The organism is Pseudomonas sp. TH15, from assembly GCF_016651105.1.
Lineage (GTDB): Bacteria > Pseudomonadota > Gammaproteobacteria > Pseudomonadales > Pseudomonadaceae > Aquipseudomonas.
The window spans coordinates 5,094,385-5,116,455 of the sequence record NZ_JAEKEL010000001.1; the positions used below are offsets into that span (position 1 = coordinate 5,094,385).

The following is a 22,071-nucleotide window of genomic DNA, read 5'->3' on the forward strand; positions in this document are numbered from 1 at the left end:
GCGCAAGCTAGGACTGCAAGGTTCCAGCCCTGTTCCCTGGATGTTCACGCTCCTTCTTTGTCGAGGAGATTCAACTGTGGAGAAGGGATTCAACTGTGGAAAGGAGATTTATCTGTGAAGGGGGGATTCAACTGTGGAAAGGAGATTTATCTGTGGAGAGGGGATTTATCTGTGGCGAGGGGATTTATCCCCGTTGGACTGCGCAGCAGTCCCCTTGTAAGTCAAAAGAGGGGCCGCTTCGCACCCCAACGGGGATAAATCCCCTCGCCACAGATGAATCCTCATAAAACAGATAAATCCCTATACAACAGATAAATACCCATACAACAGATAAATCCCCACACCACAGATAACGCCCCCACCACAGGTTTGCCCGCTCACTTAGAGGTTTCAGCGACTGATGACAAACTGATTGCAAAACGTTACTGAGAAAACCTATCATTTGCGCCTGGAGTCGCATTTGCGCAAGGAGTTCCCGCGCCGCCCTTATTTTTTCCCATTGGCCGTGCGCCTCCAGGTATAAAAATGCCCGCTCCTGCTCGACTCGCCGTCCCTTTTCGCCCAACGCTTCTCGCCCTGCTGTGCTCCCTGACTGTCACCGCTTACGCCGCCGAAGGCGATAGCAACGAGCTGGTGCTCGACAACGTCAACATCAACGCCCAGGCGCCGACGCCAAATGCCTTGCCACCGGTTTACGCCGGTGGTCAGGTCGCGCGTGGCGGTCAGCTCGGCGTGTTGGGCAATCAAGACATGATGGACGTGCCGTTCAGCGCCGCGTCCTATACCGAGCAACTGATTCAGGATCAACAGGCCGAAGACGTCGCCGATGTGCTGCTCAACGACTCGTCGGTACGCCAGGCTTCGGGGTTCTCCAACCAATCGCAGGTCTTCATGATTCGCGGTTTGCCGCTGAACGGCGACGACATTTCCTATAACGGCCTGTACGGCGTACTGCCACGGCAGATCATTTCCACTGACGCGCTGGAGCGTGTGGAAGTGTTCAAAGGCCCGAATGCCTTCGTCAACGGCGTGACCCCGACCGGCTCCGGCATCGGTGGCGGCGTCAATTTGCAGCCAAAACGCGCCGGCGACGTGCCACTGCGCCGCTACACCACCGACATCAACAGCGAAGGCCGCATCGGTCAGCACCTCGACCTCGGTCAGCGCTTCGGTGAAGACAACCGCTTCGGCGCGCGGGTCAACCTGTCCCAGCGCGAAGGCGACACCGCCATCGACCACGAAAACCAACGCTCGAAACTGTTCGCCATCGGCCTCGATTATCGCGGCGACGCCCTGCGCATTTCCGGTGACTTCGCCTACCAGAAAGAACGCGTCAACGGTGGTCGCAACTCGGTCAACCTCGGCACCGCCACGCACATTCCGGACGCACCGTCGGCCGACACCAACTACGCGCCGAAGTGGGGCTACACCGACATCGAAGACACCTTCGGCATGCTCCGCGCCGAGTACGATCTGAACGACAACTGGACCGCCTACGCCGCGGGTGGCGCCAAGCACACCCGCGAAGTCGGGCGCTACAACTCGACCACGCTGGTCGGCAACACGGGTGCATCGACCACCACTGGCTCGTTTATCCCCCATGACGAAGACAACACCAGCGTCATGGCCGGCCTTAACGGCAAGTTCAACACCGGCGCCGTCAGCCACAAGCTGAATTTCGGCCTGACCGGCATCTGGGCTGAACAGCGCAGCGCCTATGACTTCGACCTGACCAAATACGCCAACAACATCTACCACCCGGTGGAAACCCCGTCGCCGGTCGGCAACTTCGCCGGTGGCGACAACAGCGATCCGGGCATCGTCGGCAAGACCTTCAACCGTAGCCTCGCGATCTCCGACACCCTCGGTTTCTTCGATGATCGCCTGCTGATCACCGCCGGTCTGCGTCGCCAGCAATTGGTCGTGCAAGGTTACAGCTACGCCAGCTACGGCAGCGGCCCGCGTTCTTCCAGCTACGACGAATCGATCACCACGCCGGTGTACGGCATCGTGTTCAAGCCGTGGGAGCATGTTTCGTTCTACGCCAACCACATCGAAGGCCTGGCGCAAGGGCCGACGTCGCCGACCACGTCCGGCTCGCGCGTCGTGATCAACGGCAACGAAGCCTACGCACCGGCACGCTCGAAGCAGACCGAAGCCGGGGTGAAAGTCGACATGGGCACCTACGGTGCAAGCTTGGGTGTTTATCGCATCGAACAGCCGAGCGACGGTTACTCGGAAATCATCGACGCCAACACGTCGCGTTATGTGCGTGAAGGCGAGCAAGTCAACAAAGGCGTGGAAATGAACGTGTTCGGCGAGCCGATCAGCGGCCTGCGCCTGATCAGCGGCCTGACCCTGATGGACACCGAACTGAAAAATACCCAGAACGGCGCCAACGACGGCAACCGTGCGATTGGTGTGCCGACCTTCCAGTTCAACGCCGGCGCCGACTGGGACGTGCCCGGCCTGCAAGGCGTAGCGCTGAATGCGCGGATGCTGCGCACCGGCGGCCAATATGCTGACGCGGCGAACAACTTGAGCCTGCCGACCTGGAATCGCTTCGATGCGGGTGCGCGTTATGCGTTCAAGGTTTCGGAGAAGGACGTGACCGTGCGTCTGGGCGTGGAAAACCTGGCGAACAAGAAGTACTGGGAATCGGCTCAGGGCGGTTACCTGACCCAGGGCGAACCGCGCGTGGCGAAGTTGTCGGGGACGATCGACTTCTAAGCGTCACCGTCAGGAAAAAGGCTCCGCGGCTTTGATGGCTGCGGGGCCTTTTTTGTTTTGCGGGGGATTTTCCGGCCTCATCGCGAGCAGAACTGGCCAGCCCGACCTTCTGATCCATACTTGCTGCACCCCGTGAGGAGAACAAACTCATGAACCGAAGCGACGTGTTGATCATCGGCGCCGGCCCGACTGGCCTGGTGCTGGCGCTGTGGCTGAGCAAGCTCGGCATCCGCGTGCGCATCATCGACAAGACCCTCGCCCCCGGCACCACCTCGCGCGCCCTGGCCGTCCAGGCCCGGACCCTTGAGTTGTATCGTCAACTCGACCTCAGCGACACCATCGTGCAAAACGGCCATCGGGTGGCGGCGGCGAATTTCTGGGTCAAGGGCGAAGCCGTGGCGCGCCTGCCGTTGACCCGCATCGGCGAGGGCCTGACGCCCTACGCGTTCATGGAAATTTTTCCCCAGGACGAACACGAGCAACTGCTGATCGAACGCCTCGCCGACTATGGCGTCAGCGTCGAACGCGAAACCACGCTGGACAGCTTCGACGAAACCGGCGACGGCCTCACCGCCCATTTACGTCGCCCCGATGGCGCGCAGGAAGTCTGCCAGGCCTGCTATCTCGCGGGTTGCGACGGCGCCCGGTCGATTGTGCGCAAGACTCTGGACAGCGGATTCCCCGGCGGCACCTACCAGCAGATTTTCTACGTCGCCGACGTGCAGGCCAGCGGCCCGGCGTTCAACGGTGAACTGCACGTGGACCTCGATGAAGCGGACTTTCTCGCAGTGTTCCCGTTGGCCAGCGAAGGTCATGCCCGGCTGATCGGCACTGTGCGCGATGAGCGCGCCGAGCATGCCGAAACCCTGAAATTCGAAGACGTCAGCAGCCACGCCATCGAGCATCTGAAAGTGCAGGTCGAACAGGTGAATTGGTTCTCGACCTACCGGGTGCATCATCGGGTGGCGGAATTCTTTCGCAGCGGCCGGGCGTTTCTACTCGGCGACGCCGCCCACGTCCACAGCCCCGCCGGTGGCCAGGGCATGAACACCGGGATTGGCGACGCGATCAACCTGGCCTGGAAAATCGCCGCAGTCCTGAGCGGCGGCGCCACCTCCAAATTACTCGATAGCTACGAAACCGAACGCATCGCCTTCGCCCGGCGCCTGGTGTCCACCACCGACCGGGTGTTCAGCTTCGTCACCGCCGAGGGCAAAGTCGCCGACCTGCTGCGCACGCGCCTGGCGCCATTTCTGATCCCGAAAATGGCTTCGTTCGCGGCAACGCGCGAATTCCTGTTTCGCACGGTGTCGCAGATCACCCTCAACTATCGCGGCATGCCGCTGAGCGAAGGCGTGACCGGGCAGGTCCACGGCGGTGACCGCTTGCCCTGGGCGCACGATGGCGAAGGCGATAACTACGAACCGCTGAAAAACCCGACCTGGCAGGTGCATGTGTACGGCGATACCAGCGACGAAATGATCGCCTGGTGTATCGAGCATCATTTGCCGCTGCACGTGTTCGACTGGCGGCCAGCGTTTGAAACAGCGGGGTTGGCGCGCAACGGTTTTTATCTGTTGCGGCCGGATACGTACGTGGCGATTGCCGATAACAGCGCGGACCCGAAAGTGATCGAGCGGTATTTCCGGGATCATGGGATACGGTTGTTTTTTGGGTCCCACTGACCCAACACATCTCAAATGTGGGAGTGAGCCTGCTCGCGATAACGACAGCATATCCAACATCAATGTGACTGATCCGCCGCAATCCCGAGCAGGCTCGCTCCCACAGGTGGCTGCGTCGTTCACAGGAGTTGCGTCCAACATCAAACAACTGTGGGAGTTTGCGGTGGTCGTTAGATCCCGGCCAAGGCCAGATCCATCGCGAAGTAGGTGAAGATCAAATCCGCCCCCGCCCGCTTGATCGCCCCAAGGCTTTCGCGCACCACGCGGTCTTCATCAATCGCTCCGGCCTGGGCGGCGAACTTGATCATCGCGTACTCACCACTTACCTGGTACGCCGACAGCGGCAGACGCGAGACTTCGCGGATGTCGCGGATGATGTCCAGGTACGCGCCGGCCGGTTTGACCATCAGCGCATCGGCGCCTTCCTGTTCGTCCAGCAGCGATTCGCGCACGGCTTCACGGCGGTTCATCGGGTTCATCTGGTAGCTTTTGCGGTCGCCTTTCAAAGCGCTGCCGCCGGCCTCACGGAACGGGCCGTAGAGTGCCGAAGCGAACTTGGTCGAATACGCCATGATCGCGGTCTGGGTGAAACCGGCCTCGTCCAGCGCCCGGCGAATGGCCCGGACCTGGCCGTCCATGGCCGCCGACGGAGCGATCACGTCCGCGCCGGCCCGGGCCGCCGCCACGGCTTGTTTGCCGAGATTGATCAGGGTCTTGTCGTTGTCGACTTCATGGTTGTGCACCACGCCGCAGTGGCCGTGGTCGGTGTATTCACAGAAGCAGGTGTCGGACATCACGATCATTTCCGGCACGGCGTCCTTGGCGATACGCGACATCCGCGACACCAGGCCGTTGTCGTTCCAGGTGTCGCTGCCACTGCTGTCCAGGTGATGGGACACGCCGAAGGTCATCACCGATTTGATCCCGGCACGGGCATAGCGCTCGATCTCCCCGGCCAGTTTCGACTCCGGAATGCGCATCACACCGGGCATGCTTTTGATCGGGACGAAATCGTCGATTTCTTCTTCAACAAAAATCGGCAGCACCAGATCGTTCAGGCTGAACTCGGTTTCCTGGAACAGACTGCGCAGGCTCGCATTGCGGCGCAGACGGCGTGGACGAGCTTCGGGGAACTGGCTGGACATGGGTTTTCCTGAAAGACAGTGACAAGACGAAAGTCGTAAGGGGGTGAAGCTTATGCCTTGCGGGGGTTGGCGTACAAACCTGGATCAATCAAGAGTGCATTACTGCTCATGCAACAATCCTCCAGAACACCAAAATCACAGTGGGAGCGAGCCTGCTCGCGAAAGCGTCGTGTCAGTTAACACTAATGTCAGCTGATAAATCGCTTTCGCGAGCAGGCTCGCTCCCACGGGGATCATCAGTGCTGCGAATTACGAAGGAATCGTCAAACCACGAACCACCGCCGGCCGCGCGAGGAAGCGCTCCAGCACGCGGGTGACATTCGGGAAATTCTGAATGCCGACCAGGTCGCCCGCCTCATAAAAACCGATCAGGTTGCGCACCCACGGGAACGTCGCGATGTCGGCAATGGTGTAGCGCTCGCCCATGATCCAGTCGCGCCCTTCCAGACGCTCGTCGAGGACCTTGAGCAGGCGTTTGCTTTCCTCGACGTAGCGATCACGGGGCCGTTTGTCCTCGTAATCCTTGCCGCCGAATTTGTTGAAAAAACCAACCTGGCCGAACATCGGCCCGATACCGCCCATCTGAAACATCAACCACTGAATCGTCTCGTAGCGCGCCGCCGATTCCTGGGCCAGCAATTGGCCGCTCTTGTCGGCGAGGTAGATCAGAATCGCCCCGGACTCGAACAGCGGCAGTGGCTGGTCCCCTGGACCGTGAGGGTCGATGATCGCCGGGATCTTGTTGTTGGGGTTCAACGACATGAACTCGGGTGACAACTGATCGTTGGTCTCGAAGCCCACGCGGTGCGGCTCGTACGGCAAGCCGATCTCTTCGAGCATGATCGAGACCTTGACGCCGTTGGGGGTCGGCAGGGAGTAGAGCTGAATCCACTCAGGGTACTGGGCCGGCCATTTACCGGTAATCGGGAACGCAGAGAGATCGGTCATGGGAGCATCCACGCAAACATTGAAGCTGCTGATCATAATGTAGGAGCTGCCGAAGGCTGCGATCTTTTGATCTTGATCTGTTCGACATTGTTGAAGGTCAAGATCAAAAGATCGCAGCCTTCGGCAGCTCCTACAGGGACCATTCAGTGCATAGATCTGCCAACGTCCATAAATCCGCAACATCCTGTCGATAACCTTCCGCCACCCCGTCAAAGGTTGTCGCTAAAGTGCGGCGAACCCGCCGGGATCGAACCAAAGGGCTTCAGGGGACTCTGAGCACTGCCCATTACGGAGACGGACCGGCGCAACGACATGGAAAACACCCGACGCTGGGAGCTCACGGTGTAAAGGTTTGTCAGCCTTAATCGAATGCGCTGAAGATCACTTTACTGAATGAAGACCCTTTTGAAATTCGCCCAACGCTTCAAGCATCGCGCGTTTATCGTTCTGCCCTCGTTGTTGGCAGCGAGCGCGCTGTTCCTGTCGCTGGAGTCCAGCGAAAGCCGCGCCCAGCCGGCCGACGGTACCCAGACGCTGGTGTTCCTGCGCCACGCGGAAAAACCCGCAGGCGGCCTGGGTCAGCTAAATTGCCAGGGATTGAACCGTGCGATCAAGCTGTCCACCCTACTGCCAGAGAAATTCGGCAAGGCCAACTACGTGTTTGCTGCTAACCCGACGCGCAATGTCGAGGAAGGCGAACTCGATAACTCCTACAGTTACATCCGACCACTGATGACCATCAGCCCCAGCGCGATCAAGCTCGGGTTGCCGGTGAACATCAACTTCTCGGCCAACGACACCAGCGATCTGGCGGATGAGTTGGTCCACGACAAGTACCACAACGCGATCATCTACACCGCCTGGTCCCACGGCTACCTGCCCGAACTGATCAACAAGGTCGCCAGCGAAGCCGTTGGCAAGAAACAGAACATCACCGAAGACTGGGCGTCCAGCGACTACGACTCGCTGTACGTGCTGATCCTGACCTGGCACAACGGCAAGGCCAGCCTGGAAAGCCACGTCTACAAACAAGGGCTGGATCATGGTAAGGAAACCTGCCCGACCTGAGTGTTGGGTCGCCTTCCCCGGCCCCTTCGCGAGCAAGCTCTGCTCCTACAGAACAGGCGTAAACCTGTAGGAGCAGAGCTTGCTCGCGAAGAGGCCAGCCACTACAACCTCAATCTTTCTGGCTCACCCGCTCGCGCAAATAATCGATCACCGCCGCACTCTCCCCGGCAAACTCGATCCGCCCGCCCTTCTTCTCCCGCTGAAACGCGTACATCGGATCGTAATACTCACGCAGCAATCCCTCGATCCAGCCGCGATGCAGATCCACCGCCCCGCTGCGCCCCTGCTCGATCAAAGCCTCTTCCATCAACAGCAGCATCCGCCGATGGCGCTCGCCACCGAGGCGCTTCTGCACGTTGTTCAAGCTTTCCAGCAAGCGCTCGGAGAACAGCGCAAAGCCTTCCTCCCCGTGTACTGCCGCAAACTCGGCTGACAGATCCACCACGTAATCGCGCAGGATCCGCTCCACACGGTCTTCAAAACTGTCTTCCAGCCAGACCATCGGGTACTGCTGCATGCCTTGATACAAGGGCAGCGGCAAGGCGCAACTGCCGACCACCCGGCTCTCATCTTCCAGCACAAACTGCTCGATACCGGCGTCGCGTTTTTTCAGGACGTCGATGGCCAGGCGGTTTTCGAAATCGATGTTCGACGGCTGACCCGTGGCGCGCTTGCCGAAGCTCGAACCGCGATGATTGGCGTGCCCTTCCAGGTCCAGGCCGTTGCGCAGTTGCACCAGCACTTCAGTCTTGCCGGTGCCGGTCATGCCGCCCAGCAAAACGAAATCACACTGGGCGATGGCCTGTTCGAGGGTAACAATGAGGAAGTTGCGCAACGCTTTGTAGCCGCCGCCAACGCGGGGATAGTCGATACCGGCTTCGTCACGCAGCCACTGCTGAGTGATCTGCGAACGCAAGCCGCCACGAAAACAATAGAGATAGCCATCAGGATGGGCCCGGGCGAAATCGGCCCAGGCCTGGATGCGTTCAGCTTTGACGTCGCCAGAGACCAATTGGTGGCCCAGCTCGATGGCAGCCTGCTGGCCGTGTTGCTTGTAGCAGGTGCCGATTTTCTGCCGCTCGATGTCGTTCATCAGCGGCAGATTGACCACGCCAGGGAACGCGCCCTTGTGAAACTCGACCGGCGCGCGGGCATCCATCAGCGGCCGGTCGTTGAGGAAAATATCACGGAAGTCAGTGCAGTCGCGGAGCATCAAATCACCTCGACTGCGTTCGTCTGTCGCTCAACCAGTTCGCCGATTGGCGCAAGAATCAGCCCCACCTCGGCGGCGACAGCGAGGAACTCGTCATTGCCTTCAGGCGTCACGGCAACCAACAGACCACCGCTGGTTTGCGGGTCGCAGAGCACCCGTTTGTGCAGTTCCTGCACGCGGCCGACCTTGCTCGCATAGCTGTCGAAATTGCGCAGCGTGCCGCCGGGTACACAGCCCTGATCGAGGTAATACTCGACGCTGTCCAGACGCGGCACACGGTCATAGGCGATGCGTGCGGTGAGCTTACTGCCATCAGCCATTTCCACCAGATGCCCGAGCAGGCCGAAACCAGTGACGTCGGTCATCGCCGTGACACCGGCGAGTTTGCCAAAACGGCTGCCGGGCTTGTTCAACGTGCACATCCAGTCGCGGGCCACGCCAACGTCGGCGGCGCGCAATTTGCCCTTCTTCTCGGCCGTGGTGAGGATGCCGATGCCCAACGGTTTTGTGAGGTACAACAGGCACCCGGCGGTGGCGGTGTCGTTGCGTTTCATGTGGCGCTTTTGCACCAGCCCGGTGACGGCCAGACCGAAGATCGGCTCCGGGGCGTCGATGGAATGCCCGCCGGCCAGTGGAATGCCTGCCTCGTCGCAAATCGAACGCCCGCCGCGAATCACTTCACGGGCGATTTCCGGGGCCAGCACGTTGACCGGCCAACCGAGGATCGCAATCGCCATCAACGGATCGCCGCCCATGGCGTAGATGTCGCTGATGGCATTGGTGGCGGCGATGCGGCCGAAGTCGAACGGATCATCGACGATCGGCATAAAGAAGTCAGTGGTCGAGACCACACCACGCTCGTCGTCGATGGCATACACCGCCGCGTCATCGCGCGAGGCGTTGCCGACCCAGAGCTTGGGATCGAGGTTCTGCGCGCCGCTGCCGGCCAGAATCACCTCCAGAACCTGCGGGGAGATTTTGCAACCGCATCCTGCGCCGTGGCTGTATTGGGTCAGACGAATCGGCTCGCTCATGGGGGAGTCTCAGGCTGTTAATGAGGCGGATTCTAGCAGAGCACGAGGCAGCGGTTTTTTGCGCTGATTGACCGGCCCCTTCGCGAGCAGGCTCGCTGCCACATTTGCCGGCATTCCCCTGTGGGAGCGAGCATGCTCGCGAAGGCAATCGAACAGTCACCACAGACATCAGGTTGCCAAAGAATTTGCAGGCAAAAAACCGCCCTTTCGGGCGGCTAAAGTGCTTCGACCCTATTTAGAAGGTGAGGCTGTAGCTGATGGTCATTGCGTTGTCGCTGTTGTCGCTCGACAGTTGCCCCGAGTAACCAATCCCCAGCTTGCCGGTCGGCGTGATCTGGAAGTCGACGCCCGCTTCAAGCAGTGCGCTGTCCTTGGCAATCGGCACGCCTTGGGTTTTGAACGAGGCGCCGCCGTCGATGAAGGTCAGGTCGGCGTCCGGCTTGGTGTCGCCGTAGGCATGGCGCCAGCCGAGGGCGGCACGCGGGGTCAATTGCGAGCCGTTGGCCAAGGTCAGCAGTTTGCCGACGCGCACACCGAGGGTGGAGAACGTGATGTCCTGGCTGGAATTAGCCTGCAACCGTCCTACCCCGCCTTTTTCCTTGCCGGTGTCACTGTCGTAATTGACGTAGGACAAACCGGCGAACGGCTCGACCGCGAGACCGCCCGCATCAATGGCGTAACCCACTTCGCCGAAGACCTGGGCGCTGCGAGCGTTGTAATGCGCCTTCAACCGATCGTTGTAGGTGCCGACGTTGACGTTGCGTTCGGTTTCGATGTCGTGCCAGCTGTAAGCGGCGCCCAGGCGCACGGCCAAGGCGTCGAATTGCGAGTTGAGGTACGCCGCCAGGTGGTAGCTGTCGACCGTGGCATCGGAGTTGCGGTCATTGGCATCCAGGCTGCTGCGGGTGTAACCGGCGGCCATCCCGGCGCGCCATTGATCGTCGATTTGCTTGTCGGTGCCGAGCATGAAGCCGCTGAGTTTACGATCCAGCTTGGCGCTGTTGCTGTCGCCATCCATTTCACCCCAGGTACCGAGTGCACGCATCCAGCCGACCATTTCACCGTGGCAGCCGCCGCTGGTCAGGCGATTGTCGCTGGGCGCCAGGGCGCGGCGAGGATCGTCAAGCCCACTGCAGGACGGTTGGCGCATACGGTCGTTGACCGCGTCCCGGATGTAGCGCGAGTCCTCGAGAATCGCGCTGGCGGTACTGGCGTGAATTTCCCCGGACAAGCTGTCGAAGGCTGCACGAGCACCGGCCGCAGAGAGGTTGACGATCTGGTTCTGCAACGCTGCGCCGGCCGGGCCATTATTGGACAAGGCAGAGGCCGTGCCACGCTGGTTGCCGGTGGCCGCGACATCGGCGAAGGACGTCTGGTTGCGGCTCACGGCCAGGGTCACCGAATCGGCACCGTAAACCAGTGAGCTGTCGAGGAAGGCGTACTGCGGCAGATCGGTGGAGCTGAAGGTGCCGGTCACGCCACCGCCCGCGGTGATCAGCGAGTAAACGGTGTTGCCGGTGAACGGTGCGAGCGAGTTCACTTGCAAGCCGCCGCCGAGGGCTGCCGTACCGCCGACCGCCAATGGCGTGGCGGTTGGCGAGCTGATGGTCAACGCCAATACACCGCTTGAGTTATTGGTCAGGTTACCCGCAACGCTCAGGGTTCCAGCGTCGCCACCGGAAGCCACGACACCATTGTTGACCACCGAACCGACGCTGCCGTTACCGCTCAGACCCGCACCGTTGGCCACCGTCACTTGCCCGCCCAACGAAGCGCGCGCCGAACGGCTGCCGACTTGCAGCACGCCTTGATCGACCGCTACGGTGCCGCTGAACGGGTTATCACCGGTCAACAGCAAGGTTCCGGCACCACGTTTGGCCATCGCCCCGAGACCGCTGAGGCGACCGTTGAACTGACCATTGGCGTTCTGCTGGAACACCAGCGAGGCGTTGTTGAGGATGTTGCCTTGCAGGCTGGTGGTGTTACCGACCAGCGTACCGCCACTGACGGTGGTGCCACCGCTGTAGGTGTTGGCCCCGCTCAGCACCAAGGTCCCGGAATCGAGTTTCTCGATACCGCCCGTGCCCACCAGCGGCACGGAGATTTCTGCGCTCGCCCCGGCATTCACGCGAACCGGTGCGAGGCTGCCATCCGCGCCGTTGACCGGAGTCAGCGTGCCACCGGCGCCCGGCGTCAGGCTGTAGCCGCTGGTGAGGAATTGCAGGCCGGTAAAGTTCTGATTGCCCAGCACGGTGACCGTGCCGCTTTGCCCACCGAACACCGCAAACTGACCGTTCGAGGCCAACGCCTGCGTGCCGCTCGGGTCGGTCCAGTTGGTGCCTGGCCCCCACACACCACTGCCGCCGCCGATGCTGCCGTCAGGATTAGTGGTGCCGCCGTTCCAGAACTGCACCTCACCCGGCGTGCCTTGCACCAGCAAGTTGACTTGATTGGCGATGGCGGTTTGCAGGGTCAGATTGGCCGCCGACACCGGCAGGCTGCCATAAACCAGACCGTTGTCAGTCAGGCTGCCGCCGTAGCGGAACAGTTGATAGACGCCTGTACCGAAGACGCCGGCATTGCTGACGTTCAGCGTGCCGTCGAGGGTCAGGTTGCCCGCAACGTTGACCACGTTGGTCGAACTGGTGGCCGAGCCGAGGCTGAAGTCCAGGTTGCTGCCCGAAGACAACGCCAGGGAACCGACCGACAACGGCGTGGTAGTACCGCCGCCGACCAGGGTCGCACCGCTGGCCAGTTGCACTGCGCCGCCGATTTGGCCGCTGCCACCGATTTTCGCCCCGCTGGCCACGTTCACGTTGGCACTGTTGAGGGTGCCGTTGACCAGCAACGAGCCGGCCTGAACGTTGGTGTTGCCGGTGAGGCCGTTGGTGCCGGTGAGCAGCAAATCGCCGGTGCCGTTTTTGGTCAATGTACCGGTGCCGGTAAGGTTGCCGGTGTAGCTGCCGTTGCTGGTTTGCTCGAAGGTCAGCGCGGCGTTGTTGAGGATCGCGCCTTGCAGGCTGCTGGTGTTACCGCTGGTGCTGCCACCGTTGAGAGTGGTGCCGCCGCTGTAGGTATTGGCGCCACTGAGCAGCAGCGCACCATTGCCGTTTTTCACCAGACTGCCGGTGCCCGCGATCACGCCGCTGAGGGTGGTGTTCTGGGTGCCGGCCAGGGTCAACTGCCCGGTCAGATTGATCGCGTTCGCCAATTGCAGAGCAGCTGCGCTGTCCAGTTGCGCGCTACCACCGACGCCGAGCGCGCCGGTGCCTACAGCGCTGTTGTTGCCAAGAACCAACGAACCGGCGTTCAACTGCGTGCCACCTGCGTAGGTGTTGCTGCCGTTAAGGGTCAGGCTTGAGGCACCGTTTTTGATCAGGCTGCCGGTGCCGCTGACGACGCCGCCGAGGGTCAGCGCGTTGCTGCCCGCGACACTCAGCCCGCCATTCAGCACCACTGCGTTAGCGAGGCTGACGCTGGTGTTGCTGTCCAGCGCGGTGCCATTGGCCGCGGTCAATACACCGCTGCCCAACGCGCCATTGTTGCCCACGACCAGTTTGCCGCCGTTCAGCGCCGTGCCGCCGGTATAGCCATTGGCCGCGTTGAGCACCAGGGTGCCGGTGTCGTATTTGCCGAGAGTGCCGGCGCCATTGAGGGCTACGCCAAGGGTCGCGGTGGCGTTCGGATCGACCCGAACGGTCGCATTGCCCAAGCTGCCATTGACCAGTGTCAGTACGCCCGCCGTGCCATTGGCCAGGGTGTAGCCGTCGGTGACGAATTGCATGCCGGTGATGGCTTGCGTGCCGTTGACGGTGACGGTACCTGCCGTCCCCTGGAACACCGCGAAGCTGTTGGCCCAGGCCTGATTGAAGGTGCCGTTGACATTGGTCCAGTTGGTGGTGCCACTGCCCCAGGTGCCACTGCCGCCATTGACCGCGCCGTTGCCGACCAGTTGCGCACCGTCCCAGAACTGCACGGTGACGTTCGGTGCGCTGACCAGCAGGTTGACCTGGTTGCCCACGGCAGTCTGCACTTGCAGATCACCCGGCGTTACGCTGCCCGGCACGCTACCGACCAACAGACCGTTGTCGGTCAGGCTGCCGGTGTAGTTGATGATGCGATACACACCGCTGCCAAAACCGCCGATGTCGCTGACGTTCAAGTTGCCGTCGAGGGTCAGGTTGCCGCCGACATTGATCAGCGCATTGCCGCCACCAGACACCGGCACACCGAGCCCGACTTCGAGGTTGGAGTTACCACTCAAGGCCAGCGAACCCACCGACAAGGTGCTGCCGGTGGCCAGTGCAACGTGACCGCCATCGGCGACATTCACGGCGCCCGTGAGGCTGCCACTGCCGGCGAGGGTCCCGCCGTTATTGACCGCGACGTTGGCACTGGCCAGCGAGCCGCTGACATTCAAGGTGCCACCGTTGATGCTGGTGTCACCGGTCAGGGTGTTGCTGCCGGTGAGGTTGAAGGTGCCGCTGCCGAGTTTGTCCAGCAGACCGCTGCCGCTGAGGACACCGTCAAAGGTGCTGCTGGCATTGTTGCCGCCGATGCTCAGTGTGTTGCCGGCACCGACCAGCGCCGTGCCGCTGCCCGTCAGGCTCGCGAGGCTGCCGGATGCACCGAGATTGAGCTGGGTCGCTGCTCCCAGATTGACCCCGGCGTTGTTGCCCAAGGCCCCGGCACTGAGGGTGCTCAGGCTGCCGCCCAGCACATTGAAGGTGCCGCTGAAGGTGTTGTTGCCGCTGAGGGACAGGTCCGCCGCGCCATTTTTGTTCAGGGTTCCAGCCCCGGCAACGACGCCGGCCAGGGTCAGGTTATTGCTGCCAGCCACGTTCAACGCCGCATTGACGTTGACGTTGTTGGCCAGGCTGAGCGGCGAGCTGCTGTCCAGTGTCGAAGCACCGGCGACGGTCAACGCGCCAGTGCCCAGCGCCGCGGCGTTGCCGAGGGTCAGGGTGCCGGCATTCAGGGTGGTGTCACCCTGCAAGGTGTTGACACCGTTGAGGGTCAGGTTGGCCGCGCCATTTTTGCTCAGGCCACCGGCGCCGCTGATCACACCGCCGAGGGCTACGTCGCTGGTGCCGGTGTTGGTCAGGTTGGCGTTGAGCACCACGTTGTTGCCCAGCGACACCGAAGTGTTGCTGTCCAGGGATGAAGCCCCGGCCACGGTGAGGTTGCCCAGACCGAGGGCGCCGTTGCTGCCAGCGGTCAGGGTGCCGGCATTCAGGGTGGTGTCACCCTGCAAGGTGTTGACACCGTTGAGGGTCAGGTTGGCCGCGCCATTTTTGCTCAGGCCACCGGCGCCGCTGATGGCACCGCCGAGGGTCAGGTCATTGCTGCCGACGATGCCGAGGTTGCCCGCCAGGTTGATCGCGTTACCCGCCGTGAAGGTGCCGCTGGCATCCAGGGTGGTGCCGTTCGCCGCGTTCAGGGTGGCCGAGCCCAACGCGCTGTTCGACGCCAGAATCAGCCCGCCCGCGTTCAGTGCCACCGGGCCGAGGAAGGCGTTATTGCCGCCGAGGGTCAGGTTGGCTGAACCGTTCTTGATCAAGCCGCCGGTGCCGGAAATGACACCATTCAGGGTCAAGGCATTGCTGCCGAGCACGGTCAGGTTGCCATTCAGCGTGGCAGCGTTGGCCAGTGTCACGGCGGTGTTGCTGTCCAGTTGCGTGCCGGCATTGGCGATCAACGCGCCAGTGCCCAGTGCGGTATTGCTGCCGACCACCAGCGTGCCGCCATCCAGTTGCGTGCCGCCGGTATAGGTGTTGGCACCGTTGAGCACCAAGGTGCCCGCATCGAGTTTGTTGAGAATGCCGCTGCCGTTGATGTTCACGCCGACCGTGGCGGTCACGCCCGGATCAACGCGCATCGCCGTGGTGCCACCGCTGCCATTGACGGCGGTGAGCAGCCCCGACGTGCCATTGACCACGTTGTAGCCATCGGTAAGGAACTGCATGCCGGTGAACAGTTGCGTGCCGTTGACCGACACGGTGCCGGCCGTGCCCTGGAACACTGCGAAATCGCCGGCCCAGGTCTGGTTCAGCGTGCCGTTGGAATTGGTCCAGTTGGTGCCACCGGCATTCCACGTACCGCTGCCACCATCCACTGTGCCGTTGGGGATTGTCTGGCTGCCGTCCCAGAAACGCAGGTTGGTGTTCGGCGCCGACACCACCAGATTGACCTGGTTACCTAAGGTCTGCACGAGGATGTCGCCGAGGCCGTAGCCCACCGGCACACCGGCCACGGTCAGGCCGTTGTCGGTCAACGCGCCGATGTAGTTGAACAAACGGTAAACCCCGACACCGAAACCGCCGGCATCGGTGACGTTGAGATTGCCGTCGAGGGTCAGGTTGCCGCCGATGTTCATCAGCGAGCTGGTCGATGGCGTGGCGAGGCTCGTGTCGACATTGCTGTTAGCTGTAAGGATCAGCGACGAGGCTGACAGGGTATTGCCCGAGGACAGCGCCAGATGACCACCGCTGTTGATGGTGATGAAGCCCAGTGCCGAACCGGTACCTGTGAGGGTGGCGCCATTGTTGACGTTGAGCTGGGAACTGGCCAGCGAACCGGTGAGATTCAGCGTACCGCCATTGACGTTGGTGTTGCCGGTGATGCCGCTGCTGCCGGTGAGGTTCAGCGTACCGGTACCGACTTTGGTCAACGCACCGCTGCCACCGAGGTCGCCGTCGAAGGTGCTGGTATTGCTCACACCGCCCACGGTCAGAGTATTACCGCCGGCGATTTGCACACTGCCGCTACCGCTCAACCCGTCGAGGCTGGCGCTGCTGTTGAGATAGAGACTGGCACCGGCGCTGATATTCGCGCCGGAAGTGTTGCCGAGCGCCCCGCTGCTCACGGTGGTAAGGCTGCCGGAGGCGATGTTCAGCGCGCCGGTGAACGTGTTGTTGCCGCTGAGCGTCAGATCGCCAAAGCCATCCTTGGTCAGGCTGCCGGCGCCATCGATCACGCCGCTGAGGTTCAGGGTGTTGCTGCCGGCCAGGGTCAGGCCGGCGTTGAGGGTGATGTTGTTGCCGACGCTCATCCCGGTGCTGGTATCCAGCGTCGAAGCGCCGCCGACGGTCAAGCCGCCACTGCCCAATGCACCGGCCGAGCCCAGAGTCAGGGTGCCGGCGTTGAGGGTGGTGCCGCCCTGGAAGGTATTGACGCCATTAAGGGTCAGGTCGGCCGCGCCGTTCTTGATCAATTGGTTGGTGCCGCTGACCACGCCGTCGAGGGTCAGGTCTTGAGTACCGCCGACGGTCAGTGCCGCATTGAGCACCACCGCGTTGGCCAGACTGGCCAGCGGCGAACTGCTGTCCAGCGTCGCCGCGCCGCCGACGGTCAGGGCACCGGTGCCCAGCGCCGAACTGTTGCCGACAGTCACCGTACCGGCGTTGAGCGTGGTGCCGCCGACGTAGGTATTGGTGCCATTCAGATTGAGATTGGCCGCACCGTTTTTCACCAGGCTGCCGGCACCGGCGACGGTACCGGTAAGGGTCAGATCCGCACTGCCACCGACGTTGAGCGCGCCGGCGAGGTTGACCTGATTGCCCAGGGTGACGGCAGTGTTGGTGTCCAGCGTGGTGCCCGCTGCTGCGTTCAATGCGCCGCTGCCGATCGCGGTATTGCTGCCGACGATCAGTTTGCCGACATTGAGTGCGGTGTTTCCGAAGTAGGTGTTGGCGCCGTTGAGGATCAGGTCGGCGGGACCGCTCTTGGTCAGTCCACCGACACCGGAGACCACGCCGGCGAGGGTCAGCGCGTTGCTGCCGCCGATGGTCACGTTGCCACCGAGGTTGACGTTGTTGGCCAGGCTTGCTGCAGTGGAGGCGTCCAACGTAGTCCCGGCCGAGGCATTGACACTACCGGTGCCGAGGGCAGTGTTGGAGCCGACGATCAGTGTTCCCGCGTTCAGCGACGTGGCGCCGGTGTAGGTGTTGTTGCCGGTCAGCGTCAACGTCGAGGCGCCGTTCTTGATCAGGTTGCTCGCGCCACTGATGACCCCACCGAGGGTCAGCGGATTGGCGCCGCCCGCCGTGAGGTTGGCGTTAAGGGCAATCGCATTGTTAAGCGTGACGTTAGCGCTGCTATTGAGCGTGCCACCCGCGCCGCCGACGGTCAGCGTGCCAGTGCCGAGTGCTGCGCCGTTGCCGACGGTCAGGCTGCCGGCGTTGAGCGCGGTGCCACCGGTGAAAGTATTGGCGCCGTTGAGGGTCAGGTTGGCGGTGCCGTTTTTCACCAGTTGGCTGGTGCCACTGATTACACCTCCGAGGGTCAGCGCGTTGCTGCCGCCGATTGCCAGGTTGTTGTTGAGCAGGACGTTGTTGTTCAGCGTCACCGCCGCATTGCTGTCGAGGGTCGCCGCGCCGCCGACGGTGATATTGCCACTGCCGAGCGCAGCATTGACGCCCGCCGTGATGGTGCCGGCGTTCAGTGCGATGGCACCGAGGAAGGTGTTGGCGCCATTGAGAATCAGGTTGGCCGCGCCGTTTTTGGTCAGGCCGCCGCTGCCGCCCACCACGCCGCCGAGGGTCAGGTCGGCAGTGCCGCCGATATTCAGGTTGCCGCCGAGGCTGACAGCGTTGGTCAGCGTCACGCCGGTGCTGGCATCCAGTGTGGTGCCCGTCGCCGTGTTCAATGCGCCAGTGCCCAGCGCGGTGTTGGAACCGACAATCAGCGTCCCGGCGTTGAGCGCGGTGATGCCTGGATAGGTGTTGTTGCCGTTGATGGTCAGGTTCGCAGAGCCGTTCTTGGCCAAGTTGCCCGCGCCGCTGACGACGCCACTCAGACCTAACGCCTGAGTGCCGCCGATGGTCAGCCCTCCCGCCAGCGCGACGGCGTTGGTCAGCGTCACCGCTGTGGTCGCATCGAGTGTGGTGCCCGCCGCCGCATTCAACGCGCCCGTGCCGAGTGCGGTGTTGCTGCCGACAAACAGGCTGCCGGCGTTGAGCGCAGTATTGCCGGAGTTAGTGTTGTTGCCGGTCAACGTCAGGCTGGCGGTGCCGGATTTGGTGATACCGCCAGTGCCGCTCAACACGCCGCCCAGCGTCAGGGCGTTGCTGCCGAGGACGTTGAGGGCGCCGGTCATGCCGATGTTATTGGCCAGAGTGACGTTGGCGGTGCTGTCGAGACTGGTGCCAGCGGCGGTGTTCAGCGCGCCGCTGCCCAGCGAGTTGTTATTGGTCACCAGCAGGCTGCCGGCGCTCAGGGTGGTGGTGCCCGTGAAACCGGTGTTAGCGCCGCTGACGGTGAGGCTGCCAGTGCCGGTTTTGGTCAGGCCGCTGCTGCCGCTGATCAAGCCACCGAGGGTCAGTGCGCCGGTGCCGCCAGCCGTCAATGTGCCGCCGAGGCTGATGGCGTTGGCCAGGCTGATGGTGCCCGGTGCGCTCAGCGTCGTCGCGCCAGTGACATTGAGGGTGCCGGTGCTGAACGCCTGATTGTTGCTCACCAGCACCGTGCCGCCATTGAGCGTGGTGTTGCCAAGATAGGTGTTGGCCGCGCTGAGGTTAAGCTGGCCGGTACCGGCCTTGGTAAAACCGCCGCTGCCGGAAATCACTCCGCTCAAAGTGGTGGCATTGGTGCCTTGCACCGTAACGCCACCCGCACCGAGTGAGATCAGATTGCTGAGGTTCAACCCGGCGTTGCTGGCCTGCAAAATCCCGCCGTTGGAGGTGATCACACCGCTGCCGAAGGTGGCGTTGTTGTTGAACTGCGCAACACCGCCATTGAGGGTGGTCGCGCCGCTGACCAATGGCCCCTGCAAGGTCCAGGTGCCGCTGTTGAGGGTCAGGTTGTTGAAGTTGACGTAGGTCGCACTCGAAGCGGTGCCAGTGCCGGTGGTGCCGCCGCCGAGGCCTATCGGATTTTGCAGGATCAGGCTGTTGGTACCGCCCGCGCCGCCATCGACGGTGCCGGTCGGGGCAAACGTCAGGTTGATACCGATCAGGCCGCCAAGCCCCACCGAGACCTGAACACCATCACCGACTTGCACGGAAGAACCGGTAACGGCGGTGAAGGTGTTGGTGCTCGCCGCGCCCATCGACACGCCGCCGGTAATTGCACCGGCGTTGGTGAAAGTGTTGCCCGCCGCCGACGTCTCGAACGCGATCCGGCCATTGATCGTACCGGTGGCGCTGTTGGTCATGTTGACTCGCGAACCGCCATACACCCCGACCACCGGAGTGTCGGCCAGGGTAATCCCGCCGACCGACAAGCCGGTGGAAGTGATGGTGCCGTCGTTGGTGATGGTCGTGGTGCCGGCCGCCGCGTTGTTTACCGCAATCCCCAGGCCATCGACGCTGGTCAGGTTGAGGCCGAGCAACATACCGGTACCGCGAATGATCCCGCTGGCATTGTTGACCACGCTCACCGCACTGGTGGCGCCGGAGCCAATGAACGCACCGCCGCTGAGCACCGACACCAGCCCCAACAGCGCCGGGTCGAGAGTGCCGGAGTTGTTCAGGTTGATGTTGGCCCCGGTCAGGTTGAGCACCTTGCCGCCGAGGGTGGCGTTCATCTGCGCACCGTTGGCGACATTGACCGTCAGGCCGCTGGTGGCACTGCTGTAGTCATTGAGAAACAGCGGCAGCGTCGGCACGCCCGAACAGGTAATCGTCGAACCTGCCGCCGAGCAGGTCGCAAACGCCTGCTCGCTGACCCCGCCGAACAGAAGCCCGGCGACGCTCAGGTGCACAGCAAGGGAAAGAGGAGAAAAACGCGATACGAGGGCGACACCAAACCTTGCTTCCACGGGCTACTCCTTGTCGTGGCCAATTTCTTCCTTGAAGGCGCGCAGAGCCGTGCTTATTCCACACGCGAATCAAGACTGCGACGGTCATCACAAAACCGTTGATTGGGGACAAAGCTAGTAGACGCCCAGCAATGGGGCACTGATTAAATGGTGTTAATACTTTAAGACTAGAGGCGTCTGGAATAAGCGTTTCAGCCCGTACCGACGGGCCTTTGACATGGCTTTTGTGGCGAGGGGATTTATCCCCGATGGACTGCGCAGCAGGCCCTGCTTTCAAGGGCCGCTACGCGCCCCATCGGGGATAAATCCCCTCGCCACAGGAGTCATACCCGCCGGCATTTTTGCGCTTTGAAAAATGTGATCGTTCTGTCAGAAAAACCGTTGAAATCGACGAAATATCAGAGATATTGAAAACATTGGTACGGCTTGTGCAAACGTTTGCGAACCGTCAATCCCGGCATTTTCCCGACAAACCCCTACAGGTCCGCAGAATCCGGGCCTCGATCCGCAAAAAGGACTTTGAATGCACGCCGCAACCCTCTTTCGCGCACCTTTTGCGCGCACGTTTGCTGTTTCCTTGCTACTGACCGGCGTTACCGGACTTCTCAGCCACAGCGCTTTCGCCCAGCCCGCGTTGCCGGAAGAATCCGCTCAGGGAGAAACCCTCAGCACCGAGGCCAGCCCGCCAAAAAAAGGCGCGTACCTGTCGGACTGGTTCAACCAGGACTTGACCGTCATCGGCAGCAAGGACATCAGCTTCGGCCCGCAACCGTCTGACGATGTGTATCTGGAATACGAGTATTTCGGGCGCAAGGGGCCGTTCGAATTGTACGGCTACGTCGACATCCCGAAAATCTTCGACATCGGCAACAGCCATGACAAAGGCGCGTGGGACCACGGCTCGCCGCTGTTCATGGAGCACGAACCGCGAATCTCCATCGACTACCTGGCCGGCCGCAGCCTGGCCGTCGGGCCGTTCAAGGAATGGTATGTGGCGTTCGACTGGATCTACGACCACGGCAGCAGCACCGCCAACCGCGCCAACACCTTGTACAGCGGCCTGGGCACCGACATCGACACCCACTCGCGGGTCAACCTGTCGGCCAACTTCTACGGTCGCTATCAATGGGAAAACTACGGCGCCAGCAACGAGTATTCCTGGGATGGTTACCGCGCCCAGCTGAAATACATCGTGCCCATCGATAGCTACAGCAATGGCGCGTCGCTGACCTACATTGGTTTCACCAACTTCGACTTCGGCTCCGACTTGCACAAAGACAACCCGGCCCGCACCGCCAACGCCACCGTGGCCACCAACGTCTTGCTCTACTCGTTTACCCACCTGCGCTTCACCCTGGTCGGCCGTTACTTCCACAACGGTGGCAACTGGGAGGATGGCAGCGTGTTGAATTTCGGTGATGGCGACTTCCGTGCCCGTTCCAACGGCTGGGGTTACTACGCTGGCATCGGTTATCAGTTTTAAGAATCT

General features: G+C 62.0%; 9 protein-coding genes. 4 read left to right on the forward strand and 5 right to left on the reverse strand.

Annotation, left to right across the window (positions count from 1 at the left end; all coding sequences use genetic code 11):
* Nucleotides 1-525: 525 nt before the first annotated feature.
* Both JFT87_RS23005 and JFT87_RS23010 read left to right on the forward strand, forming a co-directional pair.
* Nucleotides 526-2,730 (forward strand): TonB-dependent receptor, encoded by a 2,205-nt coding sequence (locus tag JFT87_RS23005; protein ID WP_201204803.1) that lies wholly within the window; start codon nt 526-528, stop codon nt 2,728-2,730.
* A 149-nt stretch (nt 2,731-2,879) separates the two neighbouring features.
* A complete protein-coding gene (locus JFT87_RS23010) occupies nt 2,880-4,415 on the forward strand; it encodes an FAD-dependent oxidoreductase (RefSeq protein WP_201204805.1) in 1,536 nt (511 codons plus the stop codon).
* A 170-nt stretch (nt 4,416-4,585) separates the two neighbouring features.
* On the opposite strand, the gene hemB is transcribed toward JFT87_RS23010, so the two are convergent.
* Both hemB and JFT87_RS23020 read right to left on the reverse strand, forming a co-directional pair.
* The gene (gene hemB / locus JFT87_RS23015) at nt 4,586-5,560 is read right to left on the reverse strand and encodes a porphobilinogen synthase (RefSeq protein WP_201204806.1); all 975 of its coding nucleotides are present in this window, start codon (nt 5,558-5,560) and stop codon (nt 4,586-4,588) included.
* Nucleotides 5,561-5,809: 249 nt separating this feature from the next.
* Nucleotides 5,810-6,508, reverse strand: a complete 699-nt coding sequence (locus tag JFT87_RS23020; RefSeq protein WP_201204807.1) for a glutathione S-transferase family protein — start codon at nt 6,506-6,508, stop codon at nt 5,810-5,812.
* Between the two features lie 393 nt (nt 6,509-6,901).
* Between JFT87_RS23020 and JFT87_RS23025 the strand changes: the two genes are divergently transcribed.
* Nucleotides 6,902-7,576 (forward strand): histidine phosphatase family protein, encoded by a 675-nt coding sequence (locus tag JFT87_RS23025; RefSeq protein ID WP_201204808.1) that lies wholly within the window; start codon nt 6,902-6,904, stop codon nt 7,574-7,576.
* Nucleotides 7,577-7,685: 109 nt separating this feature from the next.
* Here the strand turns inward: JFT87_RS23025 and mnmH are convergent, their stop codons facing one another.
* From mnmH to JFT87_RS23040, 3 genes are all read right to left on the reverse strand, one after another.
* The gene (gene mnmH / locus JFT87_RS23030; protein ID WP_201204809.1) at nt 7,686-8,789 is read right to left on the reverse strand and encodes a tRNA 2-selenouridine(34) synthase MnmH; all 1,104 of its coding nucleotides are present in this window, start codon (nt 8,787-8,789) and stop codon (nt 7,686-7,688) included.
* Nucleotides 8,789-9,823, reverse strand: a complete 1,035-nt coding sequence (selD, locus tag JFT87_RS23035; RefSeq protein ID WP_201204810.1) for a selenide, water dikinase SelD — start codon at nt 9,821-9,823, stop codon at nt 8,789-8,791. Before selD ends, mnmH begins: the two co-directional genes overlap by 1 nt.
* 235 nt (nt 9,824-10,058) lie before the next feature.
* Entirely contained in the window at nt 10,059-20,582 is a 10,524-nt protein-coding gene (locus JFT87_RS23040; protein WP_201204811.1) for an autotransporter-associated beta strand repeat-containing protein, read from the reverse strand.
* A 523-nt stretch (nt 20,583-21,105) separates the two neighbouring features.
* Between JFT87_RS23040 and JFT87_RS23045 the strand changes: the two genes are divergently transcribed.
* On the forward strand, nt 21,106-22,065 hold the full coding sequence (locus JFT87_RS23045) for a nucleoside-specific channel-forming protein Tsx (RefSeq protein ID WP_201204812.1): 960 nt from the start codon (nt 21,106-21,108) through the stop codon (nt 22,063-22,065).
* Nucleotides 22,066-22,071 lie beyond the last annotated feature (6 nt).